The following is a 26,589-nucleotide window of genomic DNA, read 5'->3' on the forward strand; positions in this document are numbered from 1 at the left end:
GTTAAACCATTCTCTTTGACTAACAAATGTTTTTCTCACTTTGTTATACAGAGATTATTTATACTCCGCCCACGATTTAATTGCCAGATCATCCAGCGTCATCGTACAGAAAGCATTGATGAAAGCACTTGCCAGGCGGGCATTCGTAATCAGCGGAACATTCAGGTCGATAGCGGCACGACGAATCTTATATCCGTTGCTCAACTCACCCGCAGTGAGGTTCTTCGGAATATTCACCACCATGTCGATCTCCTTTTTGTGCAGCATATCCAACGCTTGCGGCTGTTGGTTAGTCTCACTGGGCCAATACACCTGCGTATTCTCCACCCCATTCTCCGTAAGGAACTTACTGGTACCTCCCGTTGCAAAGAGCTTATACCCTTTTTGCTGAAGCAGACGGGCAGCGGAAAGCATTTCCACCTTCTGTTTCGGTGTACCGGTAGAAAGCAGGATATTTTTCTTCGGTATACGGTAGCCTACAGAAAGCATAGCCTTCAGCACGGCACAGGAGGTATCACTTCCGATACAACCTACCTCACCTGTAGATGCCATATCCACCCCCAACACCGGGTCGGCCTTTTGCAAACGATTGAAAGAGAACTGGCTGGCCTTGATGCCTACATAGTCCAGTTCAAAGAGATTCTTATTCGGCTTCTCTACCGGAAGCCCTAACATCACCTTCGTAGCCAGTTCGATAAGATTAATCTTCAGCACCTTGCTGACGAACGGGAAACTACGGGATGCACGCAGGTTACATTCAATCACCTTGATGTCATTCTCACGGGCCAGATACTGGATATTGAACGGACCGGAGATATTCAGTTCGCGTGCAATCTCACGACTGATACGCTTAATGCGGCGTACCGTCTCCACATAAAGCTTCTGCGGCGGAAATTGAATCGTAGCATCGCCCGAATGTACCCCGGCAAACTCAATATGTTCAGAGATAGCGTATGCCACAATTTCTCCGTTCTGTGCCACCGCATCCATCTCCACCTCCTTGGCATGTTCGATGAATTGGCTGACAACCACCGGATGTTTCTTCGATACATTGGCCGCAAGTTGCAGGAAGCGTTCCAATTCTTCCTGATTGGAACAAACGTTCATTGCAGCACCTGAAAGCACGTATGACGGACGCACAAGTACCGGGAAACCTACTTCTTCCACAAACTCGTTGATGTCGTCCATGCTCGTAAGCTCGCGCCAGCGAGGCTGGTCTACGCCGATACGGTCCAGCATGGCAGAGAACTTCTCACGGTCTTCGGCATTGTCAATGCTTTTGGCGGAAGTACCGAGTATAGGCACCTTCTGCGCATCCAGACGCAGGGCAAGGTTATTCGGTATCTGACCACCGGTAGAAACAATCACCCCGTGCGGATTTTCCAGTTCAAGGATATCCATTACCCGTTCAAAAGTAAGTTCGTCGAAGTAGAGGCGGTCGCACATATCATAGTCCGTAGATACGGTTTCGGGATTATAGTTGATCATAACGCTGCGATACCCCTCTTTACGGATGGTATTCAGTGCCTGTACACCGCACCAGTCAAACTCTACGGAAGACCCGATACGGTACGCACCGGAACCGAGTACAACGATGGATTTACGGTCACCGAGGTAATGAACATCATTAGCGATGCCACTATACGTCAGATACAGGTAATTAGTCTGTGCAGGATATTCGGCAGCAAGAGTGTCTATTTGCTTCACTACAGGGACAATGCCGACGCTCTTACGATGATTGCGCACATAGAGGATACCGTCTTCCATGTCTCCTTCATAACCGATGGCACGGGCTATCTGGAAATCGGAGAAACCTTGTACCTTGGCTTTTTTCAGCAATTCCAAAGGCAGATCGGCTATCTGTTTGTGGTTCTTACTCCACTGTTCCAACTCTTTGCTGGTGTTCATTATGTTCATCAGCTTCTCCAGGAACCACTTATCGATCTTCGTCAGTTCGTGCACCTGATCAACGGTATATCCGGCACGGAAAGCTTTGGATATGACGAAGATACGCTTGTCCGTCGGTTCACGGAGTGCCTTGTCTATATCAGAGATAACAAGTTCCTTATTTTCCACGAAACCATGCATCCCCTGTCCTATCATACGCAGACCTTTCTGAATGGCTTCTTCAAAAGTACGGCCGATAGCCATCACTTCGCCTACTGACTTCATGCTGGAACCCAGTTCCTTGTCTACGCCATGGAACTTACCCAAGTCCCAACGGGGTATTTTGCAGACCACATAATCCAATGCAGGTTCAAAGAAAGCACTTGTGGTTTTCGTTACAGAATTCTTCAGGTCGAACAATCCGTAGCCAAGACCGAGTTTTGCAGCAACGAAAGCAAGCGGATACCCCGTAGCTTTAGAAGCCAGAGCAGAAGAACGGCTCAAGCGGGCATTTACTTCAATCACTCTATAATCTTCACTTTCAGGATCATAAGCATACTGCACATTACATTCTCCTACAATACCGATATGACGAATGATACGGATAGCAAGTTCGCGCAACTTATGATAATCGGAGTTACTGAGCGTCTGTGACGGAGCGATAACAATGGACTCTCCCGTATGGATGCCCAGCGGGTCGAAGTTCTCCATGTTACAAACGGTAATACAGTTGTCAAAGCGGTCGCGCACCACCTCATACTCCACTTCTTTCCATCCACGCAAGGATTTTTCCACAAGCACCTGCGGGGAAAAGGAGAAAGCTTTCTCAACCAGCACATCCAGTTCTTCTTCATTGTCACAGAAACCGGAACCCAGTCCGCCAAGAGCGTATGCAGCGCGGACAATCACCGGATAACCCAATTCGGCAGCAGCACGACGGGCATCAATGGCATTTTCTACGGCTTCGCTTTTAATAGTCTTTACATTGATTTCATTCAGCTTATGCACGAAAATCTCACGGTCTTCCGTATCGATAATGGCTTGTACGGGAGTACCGAGAACTTTTACACCATATTTCTCAAAAACTCCGTCTTTGTAGAGGGCAACACCGCAGTTCAGTGCCGTTTGCCCACCAAAGGCGAGCATAACGCCGTCCGGACGTTCTTTTTCGATGACTTTCTCTACAAAATAAGGAGTGACAGGCAGGAAATAAATCTGGTCGGCAACGCCTTCCGAAGTCTGCACAGTAGCGATATTCGGGTTGATAAGAACGGTGTAGATACCTTCTTCTTTCAAGGCTTTGAGTGCCTGGCTGCCGGAGTAGTCGAACTCACCTGCCTCGCCGATTTTCAGTGCACCGGAACCGAGTAGCAGGACTTTCTTTATATTGTTTTCTTTCATTTGTTGTACGTTTATAGGTGATTACAGCAGTTTCACGAACTCATCAAACAAAAACTCCGTATCCGTCGGTCCGCTGGCAGCTTCCGGATGGAATTGTGCAGAGAACCAGGGATTCCGTTTATGTTTAATGCCCTCATTAGACCCGTCATTCATATTGATGAACAGCGGTTCCCAATCTTCCGTCAGCGTAGTGTTGTCCACTGCATAACCATGATTCTGCGAAGTGATGAAGCAACGCTCCGTGCCCACCATACGCACCGGCTGGTTGTGACTGCGATGACCATATTTCAGCTTGTATATCTTTGCTCCTCCTGCCTTACTCAGCAACTGATTTCCCATGCAGATACCGAAGATAGGTAGTTTTTCATTCTTCATTGCCCGGCGGATATTCTGCACCGCAGCATCACAAGTATCCGGATCACCCGGGCCGTTACTAATGAAAAGTCCGTCAAACTCCAGTTCATTATAATCATAGTTCCAAGGCACACGGATGACTTCCACATCACGCTTCAGCAGACAGCGAAGAATATTGCCCTTCACCCCACAATCCACCAGGACTACTTTCTTCTTACCCGCACCTTCGTTGTACCGGATTATCTCCTTGCAACTCACCTTATCCACATAGTTCACTCCCGCATACACGGCATCGGGCACATTCTCCGGTTCATCGTCAAAGACGATCTTACCCATCATCACGCCATGTTCACGGAGCACCTTTGTCAGCTCACGTGTATCGATACCTGTGATGCCCGGCACCTGTTCGCGCTTCAGCCAATCAGCAAGGCTTTCCACAGCGTTCCAATGGCTAAAGTCCTCACTATAATCACTTACAATGATGGCTTCCGCATGGATACGTTCGCTTTCCATAAAAGTAGCCAGTCCATTCGGTTCGATAGTGAAAGGCGGCACACCATAATTGCCCACCAACGGATAAGTGAGCGTCATCAACTGTCCGGCATACGAGGGGTCAGTCAAGCTCTCGGGATACCCCGTCATAGCTGTGTTGAAAACCACCTCTCCCGCTACCGGCTTTTCGTAGCCAAACGACTTGCCGTGGAAGCGGCTCCCGTCGTCGAGGATAAGAGTTACATTTCTCATGTTAGTTAGTGATTAGTGTTTAGTGATAAGTGATTAGTTAATCACTTATCACTAAACACTATTTCGTTAAAATTGATATACTTGTTCTATATAGTCAATAAAGGCATTATTCAGCATCTTCACCCCGCCCGGCGTAGGATAATCACCGCTGAAATACCAGTCTCCCCGATGATTGGGACAAGCCTCATGCAGCCCCTCCAACGGTTGGTATACAATTTCCACCTTCGCCTTTGTTCCGGCAGGTGTCAGCAGTTCCACCATTTTGGCGGAAATTTCCTCGTCAGTGAAGGGTGCATAGATATCCTTCACATAGTTCACCATTTGCTCCTTCGGCAGTCCTACCTGGTCTTTCGATTTGCGGTAGGCAGCGGCAATCACATCTTTCATATCCCGGTCTTTCAGTAACTCGATGGCCGCTTTGAAAGCAATGAATTCACTCATCTTTGCCATGTCGATGCCGTAATAATCGGGATAACGTACCTGCGGGGAAGAAGAAACAATCACAATCTTCTTGGGGCTCAGACGGTCGAGAATACCGATGATACTCTGTTTCAGAGTGGTTCCGCGCACAATGGAGTCGTCGATAATGACAAGATTGTCCACACCCGGCACCAGACTGCCATAGGTGATATCATACACGTGCGCAGCCAAGTCATTGCGGCTGTTTCCTTCTGCAATAAACGTGCGCAGTTTGATATCCTTGATGGCCACCTTTTCGCTACGGATACGGCGGGAAAGTATCTGTTCCAGCTCCTCCAGACTGGGGCTATGGCCCAGGGAAGCGATCTGTTGCACTTTCTCTTCATTCAGATAATCATCCAGTCCCTGCAACATGCCGTAGAAAGCAACTTCTGCTGTATTCGGGATGAAGGAAAACACGGTATGGTCAAGGTCTTTATTGATGGCTTTCAATATATTAGGTATCAGTTTCTCACCCAATAGTTTACGTTCCCTGTAAATATCCACATCACTGCCTCGTGAGAAATAAATACGTTCGAAAGAACAGGGTTTCACCTCGCGCACTTTATTGATTTGGGTGGTGCGCAGCTTGCCTGTCTTGTTAATCAGCAAGGCTTGTCCGGGCATCAATTCCTTAATGCTGGCTGCCGGCACATTGAAAGCGGTTTGTATCACAGGGCGTTCGCTGGCAAGCACTGCCACTTCATCATCCTGATACCAGAATGCGGGGCGGATTCCCCACGGGTCGCGCACGGCAAACGATTCACCGCTTCCCGTCAGTCCGCATATCACATAGCCTCCGTCCCACTCCTTGCTTGAAGTACGCAGCACGTTTGCCAGGTCCATATGATCTTCTATATAGTGAGTCACACCCATGCCTGTCAATCCTTCCGCTTCGGCAAGATTGAAGAGGCGCTCCACTTCACGGTCGAGACGGTGTCCCACTTGTTCCAGCATGATGTACGTATCGGCATACTTCCGTGGATGCTGGCCGATAGCAGTGATACGTGCAAAGATCTCATCCACGTTCGTCATGTTGAAATTGCCGCAAAGAGCGAGATTCTTAGCCCGCCAGTTATTACGCCTCAGGAAAGGGTGCACATAGGAAATGCCGCTCTTTCCGGTAGTGGAATAACGCAAGTGCCCCATGTAAGCCTCGCCCGCAAAAGGGAGGTATTTCTTAGCGTAATCCGCATCATGAAGCTGTTCTTTTGTCAAATCCTTAAAGTTACTCTGCACCGTACCGAATATCTCGGTAATGGCACCCGAACCGAGTGCACGCTCACGGAACATATACTCTTCACCGGGATTTGCTTCCAGCTTTACACAAGCCATACCGGCGCCCTCTTGTCCGCGGTTGTGCTGTTTCTCCATCAGAAGATAGAGTTTGTTCAAACCGTACATCCATGTGCCGTACTTCTGTTCATAGTATTCCAGAGGTTTCAGCAGGCGTATCATGGCAACGCCACATTCATGCTTCAGTTCTTCCATCAGTTCATTTACAATTTACAATGTACAAAGTACAATTTATCGTTTACTATTTATTTCATATTACCCTCTTTATTCTACCGTCACCGATTTCGCCAGATTCCTCGGCTGATCCACATCCATCCCCTTGCATACTGCGATATGATACGCCAGTAACTGCAACGGTACCGTAGTAATCAACGGGTCAAGGCACTCAATTGTTTCCGGCAACTCGATACAAGTATCGGCAATCTTGCTGATAACCGTATCCCCTTTTGTCACCAGGGCAATCACTTTGCCCTTACGCGCCTTGATTTCCTGTATATTGCTCAATACTTTCTCATAAAGCCCGTTCTGTGTAGCAATCACTACCACCGGCATTTCAGCATCTACCAGTGCGATAGGCCCGTGCTTCATTTCAGCAGCCGGATAACCCTCGGCATGGATATAAGAGATTTCTTTCAGCTTCAATGCACCTTCCAAGGCTACGGGATACGAGTATCCACGTCCTAGATAGATAAAGTTATGCGCATACGTAAAGATCTTGGAAAGCTCTGCAATGCTGCCGTTCAGCTTCAGCACTTCTTTCATCTTATCAGGAATGCGGTTCAGCTCTTGCACAATGGCAAGGAATTGCCCCTCATCTATCGTATTCTTCTCCTTGGCAAGCGTCAGCGCCAGCATGGTGAGCACTGTCACCTGTCCCGTAAACGCTTTGGTGGAAGCCACTCCGATTTCAGGGCCTACGTGGATATAAGAACCCGTATGCGTAGCCCTCGGAATAGACGAACCAATCGCATTACAGATGCCATAGATAAATGCCCCATGGCTCCGCGCCAGTTCCACAGCTGCCAGTGTATCCGCCGTCTCGCCACTTTGCGAAATCGCAATCACCACATCCTTACTGTCTATCACCGGATCACGGTAACGGAACTCCGAAGCATACTCCACTTCCACCGGAATGCGGCAAAGACTTTCTATCAAATGCTTTCCGATAAGAGCCGCATGCCAGGAAGTACCGCACGCCACGATGATGAAACGTTTGGCTGCCAGCAGGCGGTCTTTGTTATCAATCACTGCGGAAAGCACCACATTTGTACTTTCTACATTGATACGTCCGCGCATACAGTCGTGAATGCAATCGGGCTGTTCAAAAATTTCTTTCAGCATGAAGTGCGGATAACCACCCTTTTCCAACTGTCCCAGATTCAGCGCCACCGTCTTCACTTCGTGCGGACATTCCACATTTTTCAGGTTCACCACCTTCAGTTTCTCTCCGCGGCGGATGACGGCGATCTCTTCATCTTCCAAATATACGACTTTATCTGTATATTCCACAATCGGCGTAGCATCCGAAGCCAGGAAAAACTCATCTTCACCGATACCTACCACCAACGGACTACTCTTGCGGGCTGCTATAATCTCATCCGGATTGTCCTTATCCAGCACGGCAATGGCATAAGCGCCGATTACTTCACGCAACGCTAATTGCACAGCAGTCAGCAAATCTGTATTTTTAGATTTCTGAATGAATTCTATCAGTTGCACCAGTACTTCAGTATCCGTACTGCTTTTGAATGAATAGCCTTTGGCCTGAAGTTTTTCTTTAAGGACGGCGTAGTTTTCGATGATGCCGTTGTGGATGAGAGCGAGATGTTCGGAAGAGGAATAATGAGGATGGGCGTTAGCGGAGCAAGGTTCCCCGTGCGTAGCCCAACGGGTATGGGCAATTCCGATGTTACCGGAAATATCTTTTTGAGTAACGAAAGTTTCCAGTTCCGAAACCTTACCTTTCGTTTTGTAAACGTTCAACTGTCGGTTATCACTGATTAATGCTACCCCTGCACTATCATATCCGCGATACTCTAATCGCTTCAATCCTTTGATAAGAATGGGGTAGGCTTTCTTTTGACCAATATAGCCTACTATTCCACACATACTAATTAATATTTGATTTTGCGCTGCAAAGATATAAAATCTCACGAACATAAAGTTAATGTTTTGCCTATTTATTTATCAAAAGAATAGAAAAAAGATATTTTCTTGTCAAAAAGTTAAAGAAAACAAACTTATTAAAGCAAAAGGAATAACTTTATAAATTCAAAGCAAGCAATGGAATTTTAGTTTTATATTGAAAGGAGATAGTGGAAAAATCTTCCAATCCGACAAAGAGTGTCGTTTTTCAAGGTTGCCAAATTGCCAAAAAGCCAAAATGCCAAGGCCAAAGGAAACGGCCAATAAGATAAAGAGAACCTGTTGGCGGAATTAATTCATAATGGAAAAGTAATGAATAAAAGTGATTAAACAGTACTATCTCAATTCTCCTCCTCCGTCGGAATTGCTCTCCCCCGATAACGGGGGAGCCGGAGGGGGAGGAGTACCCGAAGGGGGAGGTGGTAGGTGAGAAAAGAATTCCTTATTGATATGATTCATCGGTATTTCTTGCTTTACCTACCACCCTGCCCTCTGGGCACCCCTCCTCCGACGGAGGAGGGGAATTGAGATACTCTATTTACTCAAGATACTCTATTTACACAATATTGAGATATTCTATTTACTTTATGTAGAAATACTCATTTTATTCATACCCGAAAGAAAGAAATCAATTCTGCCAACGGGTACAGAGACTAAATCCATGTCAATCCCATATCAACACTGTATCAAGTCCGTACCATCTCCGTGTCTATAGGTATGGACTTGGTACGGAGTTGGTATGGACTTGACACGGAGTTGGTACGGACTTGGTTATATCCGGATAAGGATGAAACAAAAAAAATGTCATGCACTTCCCTTTTGGCTATTTGGCATTATGGCAATATGGCAATTTCTCGAACGAGGGAAAGGTGTACTTACAATACAGAATATAAATCACGCATTTTACTTCAATTCAAAACACAAAAGCATATATTTTATTTCAATTTAAAACACAGATCCAATAAACAGACATTTTGCAAGTCACAAAAACCCGCATTATTATACCAATTTGAAATTAAATTAATACTTTTGCCAAACATTTTGATAGCAATAATAGGTATTACCGCAGAATAAAGTAAACTTAAAAAGATGAAAGAAGAACTTTTTAACAACGAAACAAAGAGAAAAGCCGAACAACAGAGAAGGAAAGAAAGCCAACATCCTGTATATCAACGACAGCCCAAGCAGTTGGGCTTGTATGATGCAGAGAACGAGCATGACGCTTGTGGTGTCGGTATGTTAGTGAACATCCACGGAGGCAAGTCACACGAACTGGTGGAGTCTGCATTGAAGGTGTTGGAGAACATGCGTCACCGGGGCGCCGAAGGTGCGGATAACAAAACCGGAGACGGTGCCGGCATCCTGCTGCAAATCCCGCATGAGTTTATTCTTTTGCAGGGTATTCCTGTTCCCGAGAAAGGGAAATACGGTACAGGTCTTCTCTTTCTGCCGAAAGATGAGAAAGACCAGGGTGCTATCTTAAGCATTATCATCGAAGAGATTGAAAAAGAAGGATTGACATTGATGCACCTGCGCAATGTGCCCACTTGTCCCGAAATTCTGGGAGAATCGGCACTTGCCAACGAACCGGATATCAAACAAATTTTCATCACCGGATTTACGGAAAGCGAGACAGCCGACCGTAAACTCTATCTCATAAGAAAAAGAATAGAAAACAAAGTACGCAAATCGGATATTGCCACGCACGAAGATTTCTACGTTGTCTCCCTATCCACGAAGAACATCATCTATAAAGGTATGCTCTCTTCACTGCAACTGCGAGGCTACTTCCCCGATCTGACAAACCCCTACTTCACCAGCGGCATAGCACTGGTGCACTCCCGCTTCAGCACCAACACCTTCCCTACCTGGGGACTGGCACAGCCGTTCCGCATCCTGGCCCACAACGGCGAAATCAATACCATCCGCGGCAACCGGGGTTGGATGGAAGCCCGTGAAAGTGTGCTCTCCTCTCCCGTCCTGGGCGACATCAGGGAGATACGCCCCATCATTCAGCCGGGGATGAGCGACAGTGCCTCACTGGACAATGTTTTGGAATTCCTCGTTATGTCAGGCCTCAGTCTGCCGCATGCCATGGCCATGCTGGTGCCGGAATCTTTCAATGAAAAGAATCCCATCAGTGAAGATCTGAAAGCATTCTATGAATACCACTCCATCCTGATGGAACCCTGGGATGGCCCCGCCGCCTTGCTGTTCAGCGACGGACGTTTTGCAGGCGGTATGCTCGACCGTAACGGATTGCGTCCTGCACGCTATCTGATTACGCACAACGACATGATGGTAGTGGCCAGCGAAGTGGGCGTGATGGATTTCGAACCGGGAGACATCAAAGAAAAGGGACGCCTGCAACCGGGTAAGATACTACTGGTAGATACCGAAAAAGGCGAGATCTACTACGATGGAGAATTGAAAAAACAGTTGGCCGAAGCCAAGCCTTACCGCAGTTGGCTGGCAACGAACCGCATCGAACTGGATGAGCTGAAAAGCGGCCGTAAGGTAGCGCACACTGTGCCCGATTACGAGAGGATGCTGCGCACCTTCGGCTATTCCAAGGAAGATGTGGAGCGGCTCATCGTCCCGATGTGTACCACGGGTGCCGAGCCTATCAACTCAATGGGGAATGATACACCGCTTGCCGTGCTTTCGGATAAGCCGCAACTACTGTACAATTACTTCCGCCAACAGTTTGCACAAGTCACCAATCCGCCTATCGACCCGATACGCGAGGAACTGGTAATGTCACTGACGGAATATATCGGCGCCGTGGGCATGAACATCCTGACACCCAGTGAAAGCCATTGTAAGATGGTGCGCCTCAACCATCCCATCCTGAACAATGCACAACTGGATATTCTTTGCAACATCCGCTACAAAGGTTTCAAAACGGTGAAACTGCCCTTGCTGTTTGAAGTAGCAAAGGGTCGTGCCGGATTGCAGGAAGCACTCACAGCACTTTGCAAGCAAGCGGAAGAGTCCGTCAGCGAAGGGGTGAACTACATTGTACTGAGCGACCGTGATGTGGATGCCACTCATGCGGCTATCCCCTCCCTACTGGCAGTAAGCGCAGTACACCACCACCTGATTTCGGTAGGAAAACGTGTACAGACGGCATTGGTAGTGGAAAGCGGTGAAATACGCGAGGTGATGCACGCAGCCCTGTTACTGGGATTTGGCGCCAGCGCCCTGAACCCTTACATGGCATTCGCCGTGATCGACAAGCTGGTGGCGAAGAAAGAAATCCAGTTGGATTATGCCACTGCCGAAAAGAAATATATCAAATCCATCTGCAAGGGATTGTTCAAGATCATGAGTAAGATGGGTATCAGTACCATCCGCTCGTATCGGGGAGCGAAAATATTCGAAGCCGTAGGTTTGAGTGAAGAGCTCAGCAATGCTTATTTCGGCGGGTTGAGATCCACAATAGGCGGCATCCGGCTGGATGAAGTGGCACGCGATGCAATCGCATTCCACGATGCAGGTTTTGCCGCACAGGTAGACGGATTACTCCCCAACAACGGTTTGTACGCTTTCCGTAAAGACGGAGAAAAACATGCCTGGAACCCGGAAACCATTTCTACCCTGCAACTTGCCACACGCCTGGGCAGCTATAAGAAGTTCAAAGAATTCACTAGTCTTGTAGACAGAAAAGAAGCTCCTATCTTCCTGCGCGACTTCCTGGATTTCCGCCGTGCCCCCATTTCTATAGATAAGGTTGAACCGGTAGAAAACATCATGCACCGCTTTGTGACGGGTGCCATGAGTTACGGGTCTATCAGCAAAGAAGCGCATGAGGCAATGGCCATTGCCATGAACCGGATTCACGGACGCAGCAACACAGGTGAGGGAGGCGAAGACAGCGCACGCTTCACGCCCCGCGAAGACGGAACCAGTCTGCGTAGCGCCATCAAGCAGGTAGCTTCGGGACGTTTCGGCGTAACAACGGAGTATCTGGTGAACGCCGATGAAATACAAATCAAAGTGGCACAAGGGGCCAAACCGGGTGAAGGCGGTCAGTTGCCGGGCTTTAAAGTAGATCAGGTGATTGCGAAAACACGTCATTCCATTCCCGGCATTTCATTGATTTCTCCCCCGCCCCATCACGACATTTATTCCATCGAAGACCTGGCACAGTTGATCTTCGACCTGAAGAATGTAAATCCTCATGCCAAAATCAGTGTGAAGCTGGTAGCCGAAAGCGGTGTAGGAACCATTGCCGCCGGAGTGGCCAAAGCAAAAGCAGACCTTATCGTCATCTCCGGTGCGGAAGGTGGTACGGGCGCCTCTCCTGCCTCCAGTATCCGCTATGCCGGTATCTCTCCTGAACTGGGATTGAGTGAAACGCAACAAACTCTTGTACTGAACGGTCTGCGCGGGCAAGTGATGCTGCAAGTGGACGGACAACTGAAAACCGGTCGTGACATCGTGCTGATGGCGATGCTGGGTGCCGAAGAGTTCGGTTTTGCAACCAGCGCTTTGATTGTACTGGGTTGCGTCATGATGCGCAAATGCCATCAGAACACCTGCCCTGTGGGTGTGGCAACGCAGAACGAGGAACTTCGCCGGCGCTTCCACGGACGCAGCGAATATCTGGTAAACTTCTTCACTTTCCTGGCGCAGGAAGTGCGGGAATATCTCGCCGAAATCGGTGTGGAACGTCTGGATGACATCATCGGACGGACGGATCTTATTATCCGCAAGTCAGAAAACGAATCACCCAAGCAATCCCTGATTAGTTTCGACAAAATACTGGCACGCGTCGATAATGGTGCAGCCATCCGACACACCATTGACCAGCAACACGGCATCGACCACGTAAAAGACGTTGAAATGCTGCATGCCGCTGCCGAAGCTCTGGAAAACCAGAAAGAAATCTCACTGGAATATACGATTGCCAATACGGATCGTGCTTGCGGAGCCATGCTTTCGGGCACCATTGCCGCGAAGTACGGTGAAGCGGGACTGCCGGAACATACGTTGAACGTAAAGTTCAAGGGTTCTGCAGGGCAAAGTTTCGGTGCCTTCCTTGTACCGGGTGTCAACTTCAAGCTGGAAGGTGAAGCGAACGATTACCTCGGCAAAGGCCTTTCGGGCGGACGGATTGCCGTGTTGCCTCCAGTACGCTCTAACTTCCAGGCCGAGAAGAATACGATTGCAGGAAACACCTTGCTCTATGGCGCAACCAGTGGTGAAGTTTACATCAATGGGCGCGTAGGCGAACGTTTTGCTGTCCGCAATTCCGGTGCCATTGCCGTAGTAGAGGGTGTAGGCGATCATTGTTGCGAGTACATGACGGGCGGTCGTGTGGTAGTCCTCGGTTCAACAGGGCGCAACTTCGCAGCCGGTATGTCGGGTGGTGTAGCTTATGTATGGAATAAGGATGGAAACTTCGATTATTTCTGTAACATGGAAATGGTGGAACTAAGCCTCATCGAAGAAGCCTCCTATCGTAAGGAGTTGCACGAACTCATCCGTCAGCACTACCTCTATACAGGCTCCAACCTGGCACGCACTATGCTTGATGACTGGAACCGATATGTGGATGAGTTTATCCAGATAGTCCCCATCGAGTACAAGAAGGTACTGCAAGAAGAGCAAATGCGGAAACTGCAACAGAAGATTGCAGAGATGCAGAGAGATTATTAAGAGATTTATGATTTCAGATTTATGATTTTATGACTTGCCGGACGGTATCATAAGGGCATGCCATAGCGTAAGCCTAAGCAGAGATCATAAATCCGAAATCGTAAATCTAAACATAAATCATAAATTATAAATCTAAAAATGGCAGATCCAAAAGCATTCTTAAACATACCACGACAGGAAGCGGGATACCGTCCTGTCCACGAACGCATCACCGACTTCAGTCAGGTGGAGCAAACTTTAAACAGTCACGAACGTAAACTCCAGGCATCACGTTGCATGGATTGCGGTGTACCCTTCTGTCACTGGGCATGCCCGTTGGGCAATAAGCAACCTGAATTTCAGGATGCACTTTATAAAGGTAAATGGCGCGAAGCATACGAAGTACTCGCTGCCACAAACGACTTCCCCGAATTTACCGGACGCATCTGTCCGGCACTTTGCGAAAAGTCATGTGTACTGAAGCTTTCGTGCGATGAGCCTGTCACCATTCGTGAAAACGAGGCGGCTATTGCCGAAGCGGCTTTTCGCGAAGGGTATATCGTGCCCATTCAGCCCGAACGTAATGGAAAGCGGGTTGCCATCATCGGTGCAGGTCCTGCGGGACTCTCCGCTGCCTGCCGGCTGAATGCTAAAGGCTATGAAGTGACTCTTTTTGACAGCAAACCCATGCCCGGCGGATTACTGCGCTATGGTATTCCTAATTTTAAACTTGATAAGGCAGTAATCGACCGCCGGATGGGAGTGCTTGAAGCCGAAGGTATCAAGTTCGAAATGGGCGTAACGGTAGATGTACAGAAACTCCCCGCGGGCTTTGATGCCTACTGCATCTGTACCGGGACGCCGCAGGCACGCGACCTCAACATTCCCGGACGCGAACTGAAAGGTATTTATCTTGCCCTCGAAATGCTGTCCCAGCAAAATCATATCCTCGATGGAGAAACGTTCCCCAAAGACCGTCTGGTAAATGCCAAAGGCAAACGGGTTCTCGTCATCGGTGGCGGTGATACAGGATCAGACTGCATCGGTACGAGTATCCGCCAGGGAGCCGTGAGTGTGACACAGATTGAAATCATGCCACAGCCTCCCGTAGGTCACAATGACGCTACTCCTTGGCCGCAATGGCCCATTGTGCTGAAGACGACTTCAAGTCACGAAGAAGGTTGCACGCGCCGCTGGTCGCTGGCATCCAATCAGTTTATTGGCAAGAATGGAAAAGTCTGCGGTGTAGAGGTGGAAGAAGTGGAATGGATTCCGGCTCAGGATGGAGGACGCCCTACCATGAAACCTACCGGAAAGAAGGAAGTGATAGACGCCGATATGGTACTTCTGGCCATGGGCTTCCTGAAACCGGAACAACCGGAATTTCCGGAAAATGTATTCGTAGCAGGTGATGCGGCACGTGGTGCCAGCCTTGTGGTGCATGCACTGGCGGACGGACGGAGAGTGGCAGAGAGAATAGACAAGTATTTGAGTAACTAACCCCTAATCACTAAGCATCATGTGTGGAATCGTAGGTATCTTCAATATCAAATCTCAATCCCAGGAATTGAGAAACAAAGCGCTTCGAATGGCGCAGAAAATCCGTCATCGCGGACCGGACTGGAGTGGTATTTATGTAGGCGGCAGTGCCATCCTGGCTCACGAACGTCTTTCCATCGTCGATCCGGAAAGTGGCGGACAACCATTGTACTCTCCGGATGGCAAGCAAATCCTTGCTGTCAACGGTGAGATCTATAATCATCGGGAAATCCGTTCCCGCTACGCCGGCAAGTATGCTTTCCGTACAGGATCGGACTGTGAAGTCATCCTCGCATTATATAAGGATAAAGGCATTCATTTCCTCGAAGAATTGAACGGTATCTTCGCCTTTGCCCTTTACGATGAGGAAGCAGACGATTATCTGATTGCCCGTGACCCTATCGGGGTAATCCCTCTTTATATCGGTCGTGACGACCAGGGACATATCTACGTCGGTAGCGAACTGAAAGCTCTCGAAGGTTTCTGTGATACCTACGAGCCTTTTCTGCCCGGACATTATTTCTGGGGACGTGAAGGGAAAATGCATCGTTGGTATCAACGCCCCTGGATGACTTGGGAAGGAGTGGAAAAGTTGACAAGGGAAGAAGGGAACAAGTTGACAAGGGGAGATGACAGCGTAGCCTCTTGTCCCCTCGTCAACTCGTCCCCTCGTCAACTTATAAAACTCGCCCTTGAAGCTGCCGTGCAACGCCAGTTAATGTCCGATGTTCCTTACGGTGTTCTGCTCAGTGGTGGCCTCGACTCTTCCGTCATCTCTGCCATTGCCAAGAAATACGCCCGCAAGCGCATTGAAACCAACAACCAGAGCGAAGCCTGGTGGCCTCAACTTCACTCCTTCGCCGTCGGCCTGCGCGGTGCACCGGACTTGATTAAAGCCCGTGAAGTGGCGGAATACATCGGCACCGTTCACCATGAAATCAATTATACCATTCAGGAAGGGCTCGATGCCTTGCGTGATGTCATCTACTTTATCGAAACATACGACGTTACCACTGTTCGTGCTTCCACACCGATGTACCTGTTGGCACGTGTCATCAAGTCTATGGGTATCAAAATGGTGCTTAGTGGCGAAGGTGCTGATGAGGTTTTCGGTGGTTATCTCTACTTCCACAAAGCCCCCACACCGCAGGCTTTCCACGAAGAAACGATCCGTAAGCTCTCCAAATTGCACCTGTACGACTGTCTGCGTGCGAACAAGAGCCTTTCTGCCTGGGGTGTGGAAGGTCGTGTTCCCTTCCTCGATAAAGAGTTCCTGGATGTGGCAATGAACCTCAGCCCTGCCGTCAAGATGTGTCCGGGCAAAGAAGTGGAGAAGCGCATTGTGCGCGAAGCTTTTCAGGATATGCTGCCTCAGAGTGTTGCCTGGCGACAAAAAGAGCAATTCTCCGATGGCGTCGGTTACAATTGGATTGATACATTGAAGGCCATTACTTCTGCCGCCGTCACCGACCATCAGATGGAACATGCCGCCGAACGGTTTCCCATCAATCCACCACAGAATAAGGAGGAATATTACTATCGTAGCATTTTCGAAGAACACTTCCCCAGTCAGTCGGCTGCCCGAAGCGTGCCCAGTGTGCCGAGCGTGGCTTGCTCTACTGCTGAAGCACTCGCTTGGGATGCCACGTTGCAAGGGAAAAATGATCCGAGCGGACGGGCGGTGGCAGATGTGCACGAGGCAGCCGGGAACGTGGGCTGACAAGGCCTGTTACAAGCAGAGCCTACTGTGTAAACAATTTACCAAGCAAGATCCATCAATAGAATGCTGAGCATTCTTATCACAGTCTCAAATATAGACAAATAACAGGCGTTTTTCTGCTTTATTAAGCTTCTTGTTATTCGTTTTTAAAGAATAACGGGAACGTTTTTAAAGAATGTGCTCAACGTTTATTAAAAACGTAAAAAGCCTCTTTTAAGCCCGAATCTAATAAATATCAACAAGAAAGGCGATAATTTCCCATTGAAATTACCGCCTTTCTTGTTTTTTGTCTGTTATTATCTTAAAAAATAAGTCGTATGAATTCTCTATTATCAACTACCCTGCAAAAATACGACATCCGAAAGGCAAAGTCAAGTATTTAGGTTGTTTTTTCCGACTTTTCTTTTTTTATTTTTTAATTCTTCCATTTTGTTTTGTCCGATACCATTTTCTCTAATTTTAAGAATTAGAAATTAGGAACTTACGTTAACTTAACACACAACAAAGAGGAAATATAAAAGGACTCTCTACTCCAATCCGCATAAGATAGTGTCAAAACGGAATAAAAGAACGCGAATTACACAAATCCGTCATTCAATAACCCACTTCTCTATATTCCTTGTTTTATTACTGAAGTTCACACCTATTTTGAATAATTTCCTCGGGTCTGCCTCAAAAGGAAGAGCATACTGTTTTTCTTCTATTTGCTGCAAAGCTTCTTCTGCAGTACCTTCCAGTTTGAATTCCATGACGTAAATGTAATCGGCAGTCTTCACTACCAGATCCACCCTCCCTTCCGAAGTGTGATACTCCGCCTGTGTGTAGAAACCCACCAGTTTGAAGACGATAAACAGCACATTTTGGTAATGTAATTCCAAGTCTTTCACCAATTCATAAGGTGTGTCGGCAAAAAAGCTTTGCAGCCTCTTAAAGAAAGCGTTAGGTTGGCCCATCTCTATCTCACGGACAAATTTTTGTATCTCAAACGGCGCTTCTAACTGGTTGAAACGGGTATAAAACGGCATCAGAAATCTGATAAAACCCTCTTCCACTTCCCGGTTCGGAAAACCGAGACGGTAAAGCCCGAAACGTTTATCATACCCCTTTATCGTGAGATAACCGCTTTGGAAAATAACCGGTATGGGTTCGTTGTCGCCATAAATACAGTTCAGCACATCAGCATCCGTTTCTTCATGCGCCATGCGCTCCAAATTGTAATGATTGCGTCTCAGCAACTCCACAAGGTAAGTAGGCGTTCCGGTTTCAAACCAATAGTTGCCGAATTTCATCTTAAAGAATGTATTCAGCAAACTGAAAGGATTGTAGATGCCGTCCGTGTTTTCTGTAAAGTGATAACCGTCATAGCACGCTTTCAGTTCATTGCACACTTCCTGATACGTCATTTTCTGCGCGGCTGCCAATTCGTGCAGGTCTTCTTCAAAATTAAGATGTATCTCCTTTTCAGTAATTCCACAGATAGAAATAAACGGCTCGTCCATGGAGATGTCATTCAGATTGTTCAGGTCACTGAACACACTGACTTTACCGAACTTGGTCACTCCCGTCAGCAAGGCAAACTTGATGCAGCCGTCCATCGTTTTCAGTACGCCATAGAAAGGTTTCAGAGTGTTGCGGAATTCGCGTTGCAGTTCCTCGTTGCCGATAGCCTGGAGCAAGGGTTTGTCATATTCGTCGATGAGAATGGCTACACGCTCACCACTTTGCTCATAGGCCCGTCCCACAACTCCTGCAAAGCGCAAGGCAAGGGTCGTTTCGGCAGAACGCGTTCCATAAAGTGACTCCCAGTAATCAAGCGTTTCATTCAGTATTTTGTCCAGACTATCCGGCGTATCATATTTCCCGATATTCAAGTCCAGATGGAACACGGGACGTTTCACCCAGTCTTTTTCCAAAGTCTCCACCGCCAAGCCTTCAAACAAGTCCCGTTTCGCCTCAAAATAGGCTTCGAGCGTGGAAATCAGCAGGCTCTTCCCAAAACGGCGGGGGCGGGAAAGGAAATAGTAACTGCCACTCTTCACCAACTTATACATCAATGCAGTTTTATCCACATAAACGTATCCTTCTTTACGAATCTTCTCGAAGTTTTGTATCCCGATAGGATATATTCTGTTACCCATGTCCTTGCCTCCTTCTACTATAATAGTATTCATTAATGCTACAAAGATAATGTAAACCGAGAACAGTAAAAAATGAACTCGTTCATTTTTTATGCCGAGGTGCAGCTTATCTTCTTCAAAGATAATGCAAATCGAAGGCAGCACTTTCATTTTCCCAATTTATTCCCTACCTTTGTACCCGCTTTTTTTAGAAAGGCAGAATTCGTTCTATTAGTTTTAGGTTAAACACTTAATAACGCTTATGCAAAAGTCTGACTGCATCATCGGTGTAGAGCACGTATCGAAATACTTCGGAGACAAAGCCGTACTGAATGATGTAAACCTCTCTGTCCGTAAGGGCGAATTTGTAACGATATTGGGCCCCTCCGGCTGCGGCAAGACTACTTTGTTGCGCCTGATAGCCGGTTTCCAGACCGCCTCGGAAGGTATCATCACCATCGCCGGAAAAGACATCACGCAAACACCGCCACACCAACGTCCGGTGAATACCGTCTTTCAGAAGTATGCCCTTTTCCCCCACCTCAACGTGTACAACAACATCGCTTTCGGACTGAAACTTAAAAAGATGCCCGAAGCCACCATTGGCAAGAAAGTGAAACAAGCTCTCCGCATGGTAGGTATGACGGATTACGAAGACCGTGACGTCGACTCCCTCTCCGGCGGACAGCAACAACGTGTTGCCATTGCCCGTGCCATCGTCAACGAACCCGAAGTGCTGTTACTGGACGAACCCCTCGCCGCCCTCGACCTCAAAATGCGTAAAGACATGCAGATGGAGTTGAAAGAGATGCACCAGAAGCTTGGAATCACCTTCGTCTACGTCACCCACGACCAGGAAGAAGCCCTTACTCTGAGCGACACCATCGTCGTGATGAGCGAAGGCCGCATCCAGCAGATAGGTACGCCGACAGACATCTACAACGAACCCATCAACTCTTTCGTTGCCGATTTCATCGGAGAAAGTAACATCCTGAACGGCCTCATGCTTCAGGACAAAGCCGTATCCTTTGCCGGACACGAATTTGAATGTGTCGACAAGGGCTTTGGCGAAAACACTCCCGTCGATGTAGTCATCCGTCCCGAAGACATCTATATATTCGAACCTTCTGCCGCTGCCCAACTGATGGGTACTGTCACCTCCTGCATCTTCAAAGGCGTGCATTACGAAATGATGGTACAGACTAACGAGGGCTACGAATTCATGGTGCAGGACTATCACAGTTTCGAAGCCGGACGGGAAGTCGGTCTGCTCGTGAAACCTTTCGACATTCACGTAATGAAGAAAGAACGCACCTGTAATACCTTCGAAGGCAAGCTCATAGACGCCACACACGTCGAATTCCTCGGTTACACCTTTGAGTGTGCCGAAGTGCAGGACATCGAACCGGGCAGTTCCGTCCTCGTAGAAATAGATTTCCGGAACGTCATCCTCGAAGATAACGAAGAAGACGGTCATCTGACGGGCGAAGTGAAATTTATCCTTTATAAAGGAAACCATTATCATCTCACCGTGTTTACCGATTGGGACGAGGATATCTTTGTAGACACCACTGACGTCTGGGACGACGGTGACCGTGTCGGCATCACCATCGCACCCGAAAATATACGAATTGTTGCGCCGGCACAGGCCACCGGTTCTATCCCTATTGTCGAATCTGCTAATAAGAAAGGAAGTGCTCAGTAATATATCCCGTTTCTTCATGCGTCGCCGGAACTGGACAGTTCCCTACGCATTGTTTCTCATCATCTTCGTTGTGATGCCTCTGTTGCTCATTGTGGTTTATGCCTTCACCGATGCTGAAGGCGCATTCACGTTTGCCAACTTCCGCAAATTCATGATGCATCCCGAATCTATCAACACATTCGTCTACTCCATCGGAATAGCTGTCATCACGACTCTGGTATGCCTCCTGCTCGGTTATCCGGCTGCTTATATTCTCAGTCAGAAGCGCTTCAACACTTCCCAGACCATGGTTGTACTGTTCATCCTGCCTATGTGGGTGAACATCCTGATACGTACACTTGCCACGGTGGCATTGTTTGATTTCCTCAACCTGCCGCTGGGCGAAGGAGCTTTGGTATTCGGTATGGTCTACAACTTCCTGCCGTTCATGATATACCCTATCTACAATACATTGCAGAAGATGGATAACAGTCTGATAGAAGCAGCCCAAGACCTGGGAGCTACGCCTGTACAGGTATTCGGTAAAGTGATCCTCCCCCTTTCGATGCCCGGCATCATGAGTGGTGTGGTGATGGTTTTCATGCCCACGGTTTCCACCTTTGCCATTGCCGAGTTGCTGACAATGAACAACATCAAACTGTTCGGTACTACCGTACAAGAGAATATATATAACGGAATGTGGAACTATGGCGCTGCCTTGTCGCTCATCATGCTGTTGCTGATTGGTGTCACCGCCCTCTTTACCAATGAGGACGACAGTGCACAAAATGAAAGCGGAGGTGTGATATGATGACACGTATTCTGGCGAAAGGCTATCTTTGGTTTCTGCTTGCCCTGCTCTATTCGCCCATCCTGATTATTATGATCTTCTCTTTCACTGAGGCCAAGGTACTGGGTAACTGGACAGGATTCTCTACCAAGTTATACAGTTCACTATTTACAGGCGGCATGCACCACTCGCTGATGAATGCCATCTGGAACACATTCGCGATTGCTACGATTGCCGCCACAGCCTCTACCCTGTTGGGAAGCCTGGCAGCTATCGGCATCTTTAACTTGCGCTCCCGGGCACGTCAGGTGATGAATTTCACCAATGCTATTCCAATGATGAATGCGGATATCATTACGGGTGTATCCCTGTTCCTGCTGTTTGTCAGCTTTGGCATTTCGCAGGGATTTACTACGGTGGTATTGGCACACATCACTTTTTGTACCCCTTATGTGGTGCTTAGTGTGATGCCCCGCCTGAAAAAGATGAATCCCAATGTCTACGAAGCTGCTCTCGACCTCGGAGCTACTCCTTTCCAGGCGCTTCGCAAAGTCATCTTCCCGGAAATTCTGCCGGGGATGATCAGCGGTTTCATCCTCGCTTTCACGCTTTCCATCGATGACTTCGCAGTAACGATCTTCACTATCGGAAATGAAGGATTGGAAACGTTGTCGACATACATCTATGCGGACGCACGTAAGGGTGGATTGACTCCTGAACTGCGCCCACTGTCAACAATCATTTTTGTAACGGTGTTAGTATTGCTGATTGTGATTAATAAGAGAGCAGAAAGAAATAAGAAAGAATGAAAAATAATAATTTAGCGGTGTAGCTATTTATGTTCTGACTATCTCAATTCCCCTCCTCTTGGGAGGAGGGGTGCCCAAAGGGCGGGGTGGTAGGTGAAAGAAATTCCTTAATTTTATTATTCATAGGTATTTTATTGTTTTACCTACCACCTCCCCCTGCGGGTACTCCACCCCCTCCTACTCCCCCGTTATCGGGGGAGAGCAATTCCCGAGAGGAGGAGAATTTGAGATACTTTAGTCTTTCATTTTCGCTCCGCTAAATTATCATTTACCTATATTATAACCCCTATAAACAATGAAGAAATACATACCCCTCCTTCTCTGCATTCTTCTCCTTGCCTCCTGTACCGGTGCCAGTGAGAAGCGCAGCCGTGTACTGAAAGTCTACAACTGGGCAGATTACATTGACGAAGAAGTCCTCGCCGAATTTCCTGCTTGGTACAAAGAGCAGACAGGCGAAGATATCCGCATCATCTACCAGGTATTCGATATCAACGAAATCATGCTCACTAAGATAGAGCGCGGACAGGAAGATTTCGACCTTGTATGCCCCTCGGAATACATCATCGAACGAATGTTGAAGAAAGATCTCCTCCTCCCTATCAACCGCAATTTTGGGAAGACTCCGGACTATATCCCCAACATCTCCCCGTATATTCAGAAAGAGTTGGAGAAGATCAGCCAGCCCGGTCGCCACACCAATGATTACGTCGTTCCCTACATGTGGGGTACCGCCGGAATACTCTATAACAAGAAGTTCAAGACTCTTGAAGAAGTCAGCTCCTGGGGATGCCTCTGGGATGCCGCCAACCGTGGTAAGATTCTGATGAAAGACAGTTACCGCGATGCCTACGGCACTGCCATCATCTATGCCCATGCCCGGCAACTTGCCGACAGCACCATCACCGTGGAGCAACTGATGAACGACAATTCCCCTGAAGCCATTGCCCTTGCAGAGCAATACCTGAAAGATCTGAAACCCAACATTGCCGGATGGGAAGCCGACTTCGGCAAAGAAATGATGACGAAAAACAAAGCATGGCTCAACCTTACCTGGAGTGGCGACGCCGTCTGGGCCATTGAGGAAGCGGAAGCTGTAGGCGTGGACCTGGACTATGTGGTTCCCCGTGAAGGCAGCAACATCTGGTACGATGGCTGGGCCATCCCCAAGTATGCCCGCAATGTAAAAGCCGCCAGCTACTTCATCAATTATCTTTGCCAGCCGGATATTGCTCTGCGCAATATGGATGCCATCGGCTACGTCAGTGCCGTAGCAACGCCCGAAATTATGGAGGCAAAGATCGACACGACTCTTGAACAGTTCTCCGACCTCAGTTATTTCTTCGGTCCAGGTGCAGACAGCGTTCAGATCAATCCGATACAATACCCTGACCGTAAAGTCGTGGAGCGTTGCGCCATGATCCGTGATTTCGGTGACCGCACAGAGCTTGTTCTCGAAATGTGGAGCCGCGTGAAAGGTGATAACCTGAATACGGGTATCGTGCTTCTCATCTTTGCAGTCTTCGGGATACTGTTTGTGTGGATTGTCTGGAAACGGATCAGCATTTATAAGCAGAAGAAACGTCACCACAGGCGCAGACGCCGTATACGCAGGTAATAGGAGATAAAGGAGATAACACCTTTATCTCTTGATTCGCATTAATAACATAAATGAAACATCACTTTTCAGACATATTTTGTACCTTGCGACAGAATTATAAATAAGGAACTATGAAACTGAAAAAACTTTTATTTGCCTCCGCTATGTCTCTTGCCGCATGCGGCATCCTACAAGCCCAAAACACCCAAATCATTGCCCACCGTGGTTTCTGGAAGACCGACGGTTCTGCCCAGAATAGTATTGCCGCCCTGGTGAAAGCTGACTCCATCCATTGCTACGGCTCCGAGTTCGATGTCTGGCTCACTGCCGACAACAAACTTATCGTAGACCACGACGGTGTATTCAAAGGTGTCCGCATGGAAACATCCACCGAGAAAGAATGTACCTCTATCACCCTCGACAACGGTGAGAACCTCCCTACCCTTCAGCAATACCTCAATAAAGCCAAAGGATTGAAAACCCGCCTTATCCTGGAACTCAAAGCGCACAAGACTCCCGAACGGGAAACGCTCGCCGTAGAGCAAATTGTGAAAATGATTAAGGATATGGGACTGGAAGAGCGTACCGAATACATCACTTTCTCACGCCATGCGACCAAAGAATTCATTCGCCTGGCTCCTAAAGGTACTCCCGTATATTATCTGGAAGGTGACCTCAATCCGCAGGAACTGAAAGACATGGGTTGTGCCGGTCCTGATTATCATTTCTCTGTCTTCAAAAAACATCCCGAGTGGATCAAAGAATGTCACGACCTTGGCATGAAGGTTAACGCCTGGACAGTAAATGATGCCAAAGATATGGAATGGCTCATCAGCCAGGGAACGGATTTCATTACCACCAACGAACCGGTATTATTGCAGGAGATATTGAAAAAGAAGTAATGCAGATCGGTAGTTAAATTTATTCCTTTATTTTCGGTTTTGAGGGAAAGTTGACGAGTTAACAAGTTGACAAGGGGACAAGGTTCTATGCGGCACAGAAGCATTGCGCAGCCCCTTGTTCCCTTGTCAACTCGTCAACTGGTTTCCTTCCTTTCTTTCCCAATCTGTACCAATGCCCCACTTTAACTCCCCCAATGCCACACCTCAACAATTCAAACGCCACACTTCGATGGCTCAAATGAATGGCATTGCGGAAGCTAAAGTGTGGCATTTGGCTTGTAATAGTGTGGCATTATACAAAAGATCATTTAGTCAGCAAAAAGAAGGAAACAATTTCATTCTGTCATATACAAATCTTCATTTTCACCCCATAAACTCCATTTTTTCACTTAAAACACGTATTTACGCCACTATCTACATGGAATGAATATACGGAAATAATTCCATAAATAACAATTTATACAAATATGCACCCGCAAACTTTTAATTTAAAACTTGAATACCGTATATTTGCAGCGACTGAAAGAATAAATAAAAATAATAGAAATAAGATATGTATTCTACAAATAATTTAGCAAAACGTCGTATCTTTGCAGTGTGATAAAACAAAAAGAAAGATTAATCCACCAACAGAGTACAAAATGACAAGAGTTATAAAATTCACTAAGATGCACGGAGCAGGCAACGATTACATTTATGTAAACACCCTGAAATATCCCATCGAAAGCCCTGAAAAACTTTCGGTTGAATGGAGCGCCCCGCATACAGGAATTGGAAGCGACGGCTTGGTACTCATCGGCAGTTCGGACAAGGCAGATTTCAGTATGCGCATCTTCAATGCGGATGGTTCCGAAGCCAAAATGTGCGGCAACGCCAGTCGTTGCATCGGTAAATACTTATATGAATACGGTCTGACTTCCCAAACAGCCGTTACCCTTGATACCCTGTCGGGCATCAAAATACTGAAGCTCCATGTAGAAGACGGAAAAGTGAACACCGTAACCGTGGATATGGGACGTCCCGCCAATATGAAAGAACAACCCATTGAAGCCAACGGACAGAAATTCACCGGAACCACCCTATCAATGGGAAATCCTCACCTGGTAATCTTTGTAGAAGATATTAAAGATATCAACCTCGAAAGCATCGGTCCGAAACTGGAAAATCATCTGCTGTTTCCCGACCGCATCAATGTAGAGTTTGCCCAGGTGCTGGAGCATGGAAAAATCAGGATGAGAGTTTGGGAAAGAGGTTCGGGCATCACCCAAGCTTGCGGAACCGGAGCCTGTGCCACCGCAGTAGCTGCCGCACTGACCGGAAAATCCGGAAGAAAAACAGACATCATCATGGATGGAGGCTCACTTACCATCGAATGGGACGAAAAAACGGATCACGTATGGATGACCGGAGGAGCAGTCCGGGTGTTCGACGGAGAAATGATAATTAGTGATTAATGGTTAATGATTAGTGATTAACCCTATTCAGCATCCAGTGTAATC

14 protein-coding genes are annotated in these 26,589 nt (G+C 47.6%); 9 read left to right on the forward strand and 5 right to left on the reverse strand.

The features are described 5' to 3' along the window. Positions 1 to 54: 54 nt before the first annotated feature. The 4 genes from carB to glmS all read right to left on the reverse strand — a co-directional run bounded on the left by carB (position 55) and on the right by glmS (position 8,250). Entirely contained in the window at positions 55 to 3,288 is a 3,234-nt protein-coding gene (gene carB, locus DWW10_RS15750; protein ID WP_029328771.1) for a carbamoyl-phosphate synthase (glutamine-hydrolyzing) large subunit, read from the reverse strand. Positions 3,289 to 3,309: 21 nt separating this feature from the next. Beyond that, entirely contained in the window at positions 3,310 to 4,386 is a 1,077-nt protein-coding gene (gene carA, locus DWW10_RS15755; RefSeq protein ID WP_022393631.1) for a glutamine-hydrolyzing carbamoyl-phosphate synthase small subunit, read from the reverse strand. A 66-nt stretch (positions 4,387 to 4,452) separates the two neighbouring features. Next, a complete protein-coding gene (locus DWW10_RS15760; RefSeq protein ID WP_022393630.1) occupies positions 4,453 to 6,336 on the reverse strand; it encodes an amidophosphoribosyltransferase in 1,884 nt (627 codons plus the stop codon). Positions 6,337 to 6,405: 69 nt separating this feature from the next. Then, a complete protein-coding gene (gene glmS / locus DWW10_RS15765) occupies positions 6,406 to 8,250 on the reverse strand; it encodes a glutamine--fructose-6-phosphate transaminase (isomerizing) (RefSeq protein ID WP_118421794.1) in 1,845 nt (614 codons plus the stop codon). Between the two features lie 1,125 nt (positions 8,251 to 9,375). On the opposite strand from glmS, the gene gltB reads away from it, so the two are divergent. The 3 genes from gltB to asnB all read left to right on the forward strand — a co-directional run bounded on the left by gltB (position 9,376) and on the right by asnB (position 17,188). Beyond that, on the forward strand, positions 9,376 to 13,950 hold the full coding sequence (gltB, locus tag DWW10_RS15775) for a glutamate synthase large subunit (protein WP_022393568.1): 4,575 nt from the start codon (positions 9,376 to 9,378) through the stop codon (positions 13,948 to 13,950). 138 nt (positions 13,951 to 14,088) lie between these two features. Next, on the forward strand, positions 14,089 to 15,429 hold the full coding sequence (locus tag DWW10_RS15780) for a glutamate synthase subunit beta (RefSeq protein ID WP_022393569.1): 1,341 nt from the start codon (positions 14,089 to 14,091) through the stop codon (positions 15,427 to 15,429). Positions 15,430 to 15,448: 19 nt separating this feature from the next. Beyond that, positions 15,449 to 17,188, forward strand: a complete 1,740-nt coding sequence (asnB, locus tag DWW10_RS15785; protein WP_118421795.1) for an asparagine synthase B — start codon at positions 15,449 to 15,451, stop codon at positions 17,186 to 17,188. A gap of 590 nt (positions 17,189 to 17,778) precedes the next feature. Here the strand turns inward: asnB and DWW10_RS15790 are convergent. Beyond that, positions 17,779 to 19,326 carry an ATP-binding protein gene (locus DWW10_RS15790; RefSeq protein ID WP_118421869.1) on the reverse strand — a complete coding sequence of 516 codons (1,548 nt, stop codon included), beginning with the start codon at positions 19,324 to 19,326 and terminating at the stop codon, positions 17,779 to 17,781. Positions 19,327 to 19,567: 241 nt separating this feature from the next. Here DWW10_RS15790 and DWW10_RS15795 point away from each other — a divergent pair, with 241 nt between their 5' ends. The 6 genes from DWW10_RS15795 to dapF all read left to right on the forward strand — a co-directional run bounded on the left by DWW10_RS15795 (position 19,568) and on the right by dapF (position 26,544). After that, positions 19,568 to 21,010 carry a polyamine ABC transporter ATP-binding protein gene (locus DWW10_RS15795; RefSeq protein WP_118421796.1) on the forward strand — a complete coding sequence of 481 codons (1,443 nt, stop codon included), beginning with the start codon at positions 19,568 to 19,570 and terminating at the stop codon, positions 21,008 to 21,010. 16 nt (positions 21,011 to 21,026) lie between these two features. Continuing rightward, positions 21,027 to 21,800 carry an ABC transporter permease gene (locus tag DWW10_RS15800; protein ID WP_118421797.1) on the forward strand — a complete coding sequence of 258 codons (774 nt, stop codon included), beginning with the start codon at positions 21,027 to 21,029 and terminating at the stop codon, positions 21,798 to 21,800. Then, entirely contained in the window at positions 21,797 to 22,588 is a 792-nt protein-coding gene (locus tag DWW10_RS15805) for an ABC transporter permease (RefSeq protein ID WP_118421798.1), read from the forward strand. The genes DWW10_RS15800 and DWW10_RS15805 overlap by 4 nt, the downstream gene beginning before the upstream one ends. Before the next feature lie 295 nt (positions 22,589 to 22,883). After that, positions 22,884 to 24,206, forward strand: a complete 1,323-nt coding sequence (locus DWW10_RS15810; RefSeq protein ID WP_118421799.1) for an ABC transporter substrate-binding protein — start codon at positions 22,884 to 22,886, stop codon at positions 24,204 to 24,206. 113 nt (positions 24,207 to 24,319) lie between these two features. Then, a complete protein-coding gene (locus tag DWW10_RS15815) occupies positions 24,320 to 25,090 on the forward strand; it encodes a glycerophosphodiester phosphodiesterase family protein (RefSeq protein ID WP_118421800.1) in 771 nt (256 codons plus the stop codon). A 641-nt stretch (positions 25,091 to 25,731) separates the two neighbouring features. Continuing rightward, positions 25,732 to 26,544, forward strand: coding sequence for a diaminopimelate epimerase (gene dapF, locus DWW10_RS15825; protein ID WP_118421802.1), 813 nt, complete (start codon positions 25,732 to 25,734; stop codon positions 26,542 to 26,544). The last annotated feature ends 45 nt before the right edge of the window (positions 26,545 to 26,589 follow it).

It is taken from the genome of Bacteroides intestinalis, assembly GCF_003464595.1.
In the GTDB taxonomy this organism is placed as follows: domain Bacteria; phylum Bacteroidota; class Bacteroidia; order Bacteroidales; family Bacteroidaceae; genus Bacteroides; species Bacteroides intestinalis_A.

What these genes read in the sequence shown, in the direction of transcription:
- DWW10_RS15760 (WP_022393630.1), bottom strand. Translation starts at nt 6,336, where the DNA reads ATGGAAGAACTGAAGCATGAATGTGGCGTTGCCATGATACGCCTGCTG.
- gltB (WP_022393568.1), top strand. Translation starts at nt 9,376, where the DNA reads ATGAAAGAAGAACTTTTTAACAACGAAACAAAGAGAAAAGCCGAACAA.
- carB (WP_029328771.1), bottom strand. Translation starts at nt 3,288, where the DNA reads ATGAAAGAAAACAATATAAAGAAAGTCCTGCTACTCGGTTCCGGTGCA.
- dapF (WP_118421802.1), top strand. Translation starts at nt 25,732, where the DNA reads ATGACAAGAGTTATAAAATTCACTAAGATGCACGGAGCAGGCAACGAT.
- DWW10_RS15780 (WP_022393569.1), top strand. Translation starts at nt 14,089, where the DNA reads ATGGCAGATCCAAAAGCATTCTTAAACATACCACGACAGGAAGCGGGA.
- glmS (WP_118421794.1), bottom strand. Translation starts at nt 8,250, where the DNA reads ATGTGTGGAATAGTAGGCTATATTGGTCAAAAGAAAGCCTACCCCATT.
- carA (WP_022393631.1), bottom strand. Translation starts at nt 4,386, where the DNA reads ATGAGAAATGTAACTCTTATCCTCGACGACGGGAGCCGCTTCCACGGC.
- asnB (WP_118421795.1), top strand. Translation starts at nt 15,449, where the DNA reads ATGTGTGGAATCGTAGGTATCTTCAATATCAAATCTCAATCCCAGGAA.
- DWW10_RS15815 (WP_118421800.1), top strand. Translation starts at nt 24,320, where the DNA reads ATGAAACTGAAAAAACTTTTATTTGCCTCCGCTATGTCTCTTGCCGCA.
- DWW10_RS15795 (WP_118421796.1), top strand. Translation starts at nt 19,568, where the DNA reads ATGCAAAAGTCTGACTGCATCATCGGTGTAGAGCACGTATCGAAATAC.
- DWW10_RS15810 (WP_118421799.1), top strand. Translation starts at nt 22,884, where the DNA reads ATGAAGAAATACATACCCCTCCTTCTCTGCATTCTTCTCCTTGCCTCC.
- DWW10_RS15805 (WP_118421798.1), top strand. Translation starts at nt 21,797, where the DNA reads ATGATGACACGTATTCTGGCGAAAGGCTATCTTTGGTTTCTGCTTGCC.
- DWW10_RS15800 (WP_118421797.1), top strand. Translation starts at nt 21,027, where the DNA reads ATGCGTCGCCGGAACTGGACAGTTCCCTACGCATTGTTTCTCATCATC.
- DWW10_RS15790 (WP_118421869.1), bottom strand. Translation starts at nt 19,326, where the DNA reads ATGGGTAACAGAATATATCCTATCGGGATACAAAACTTCGAGAAGATT.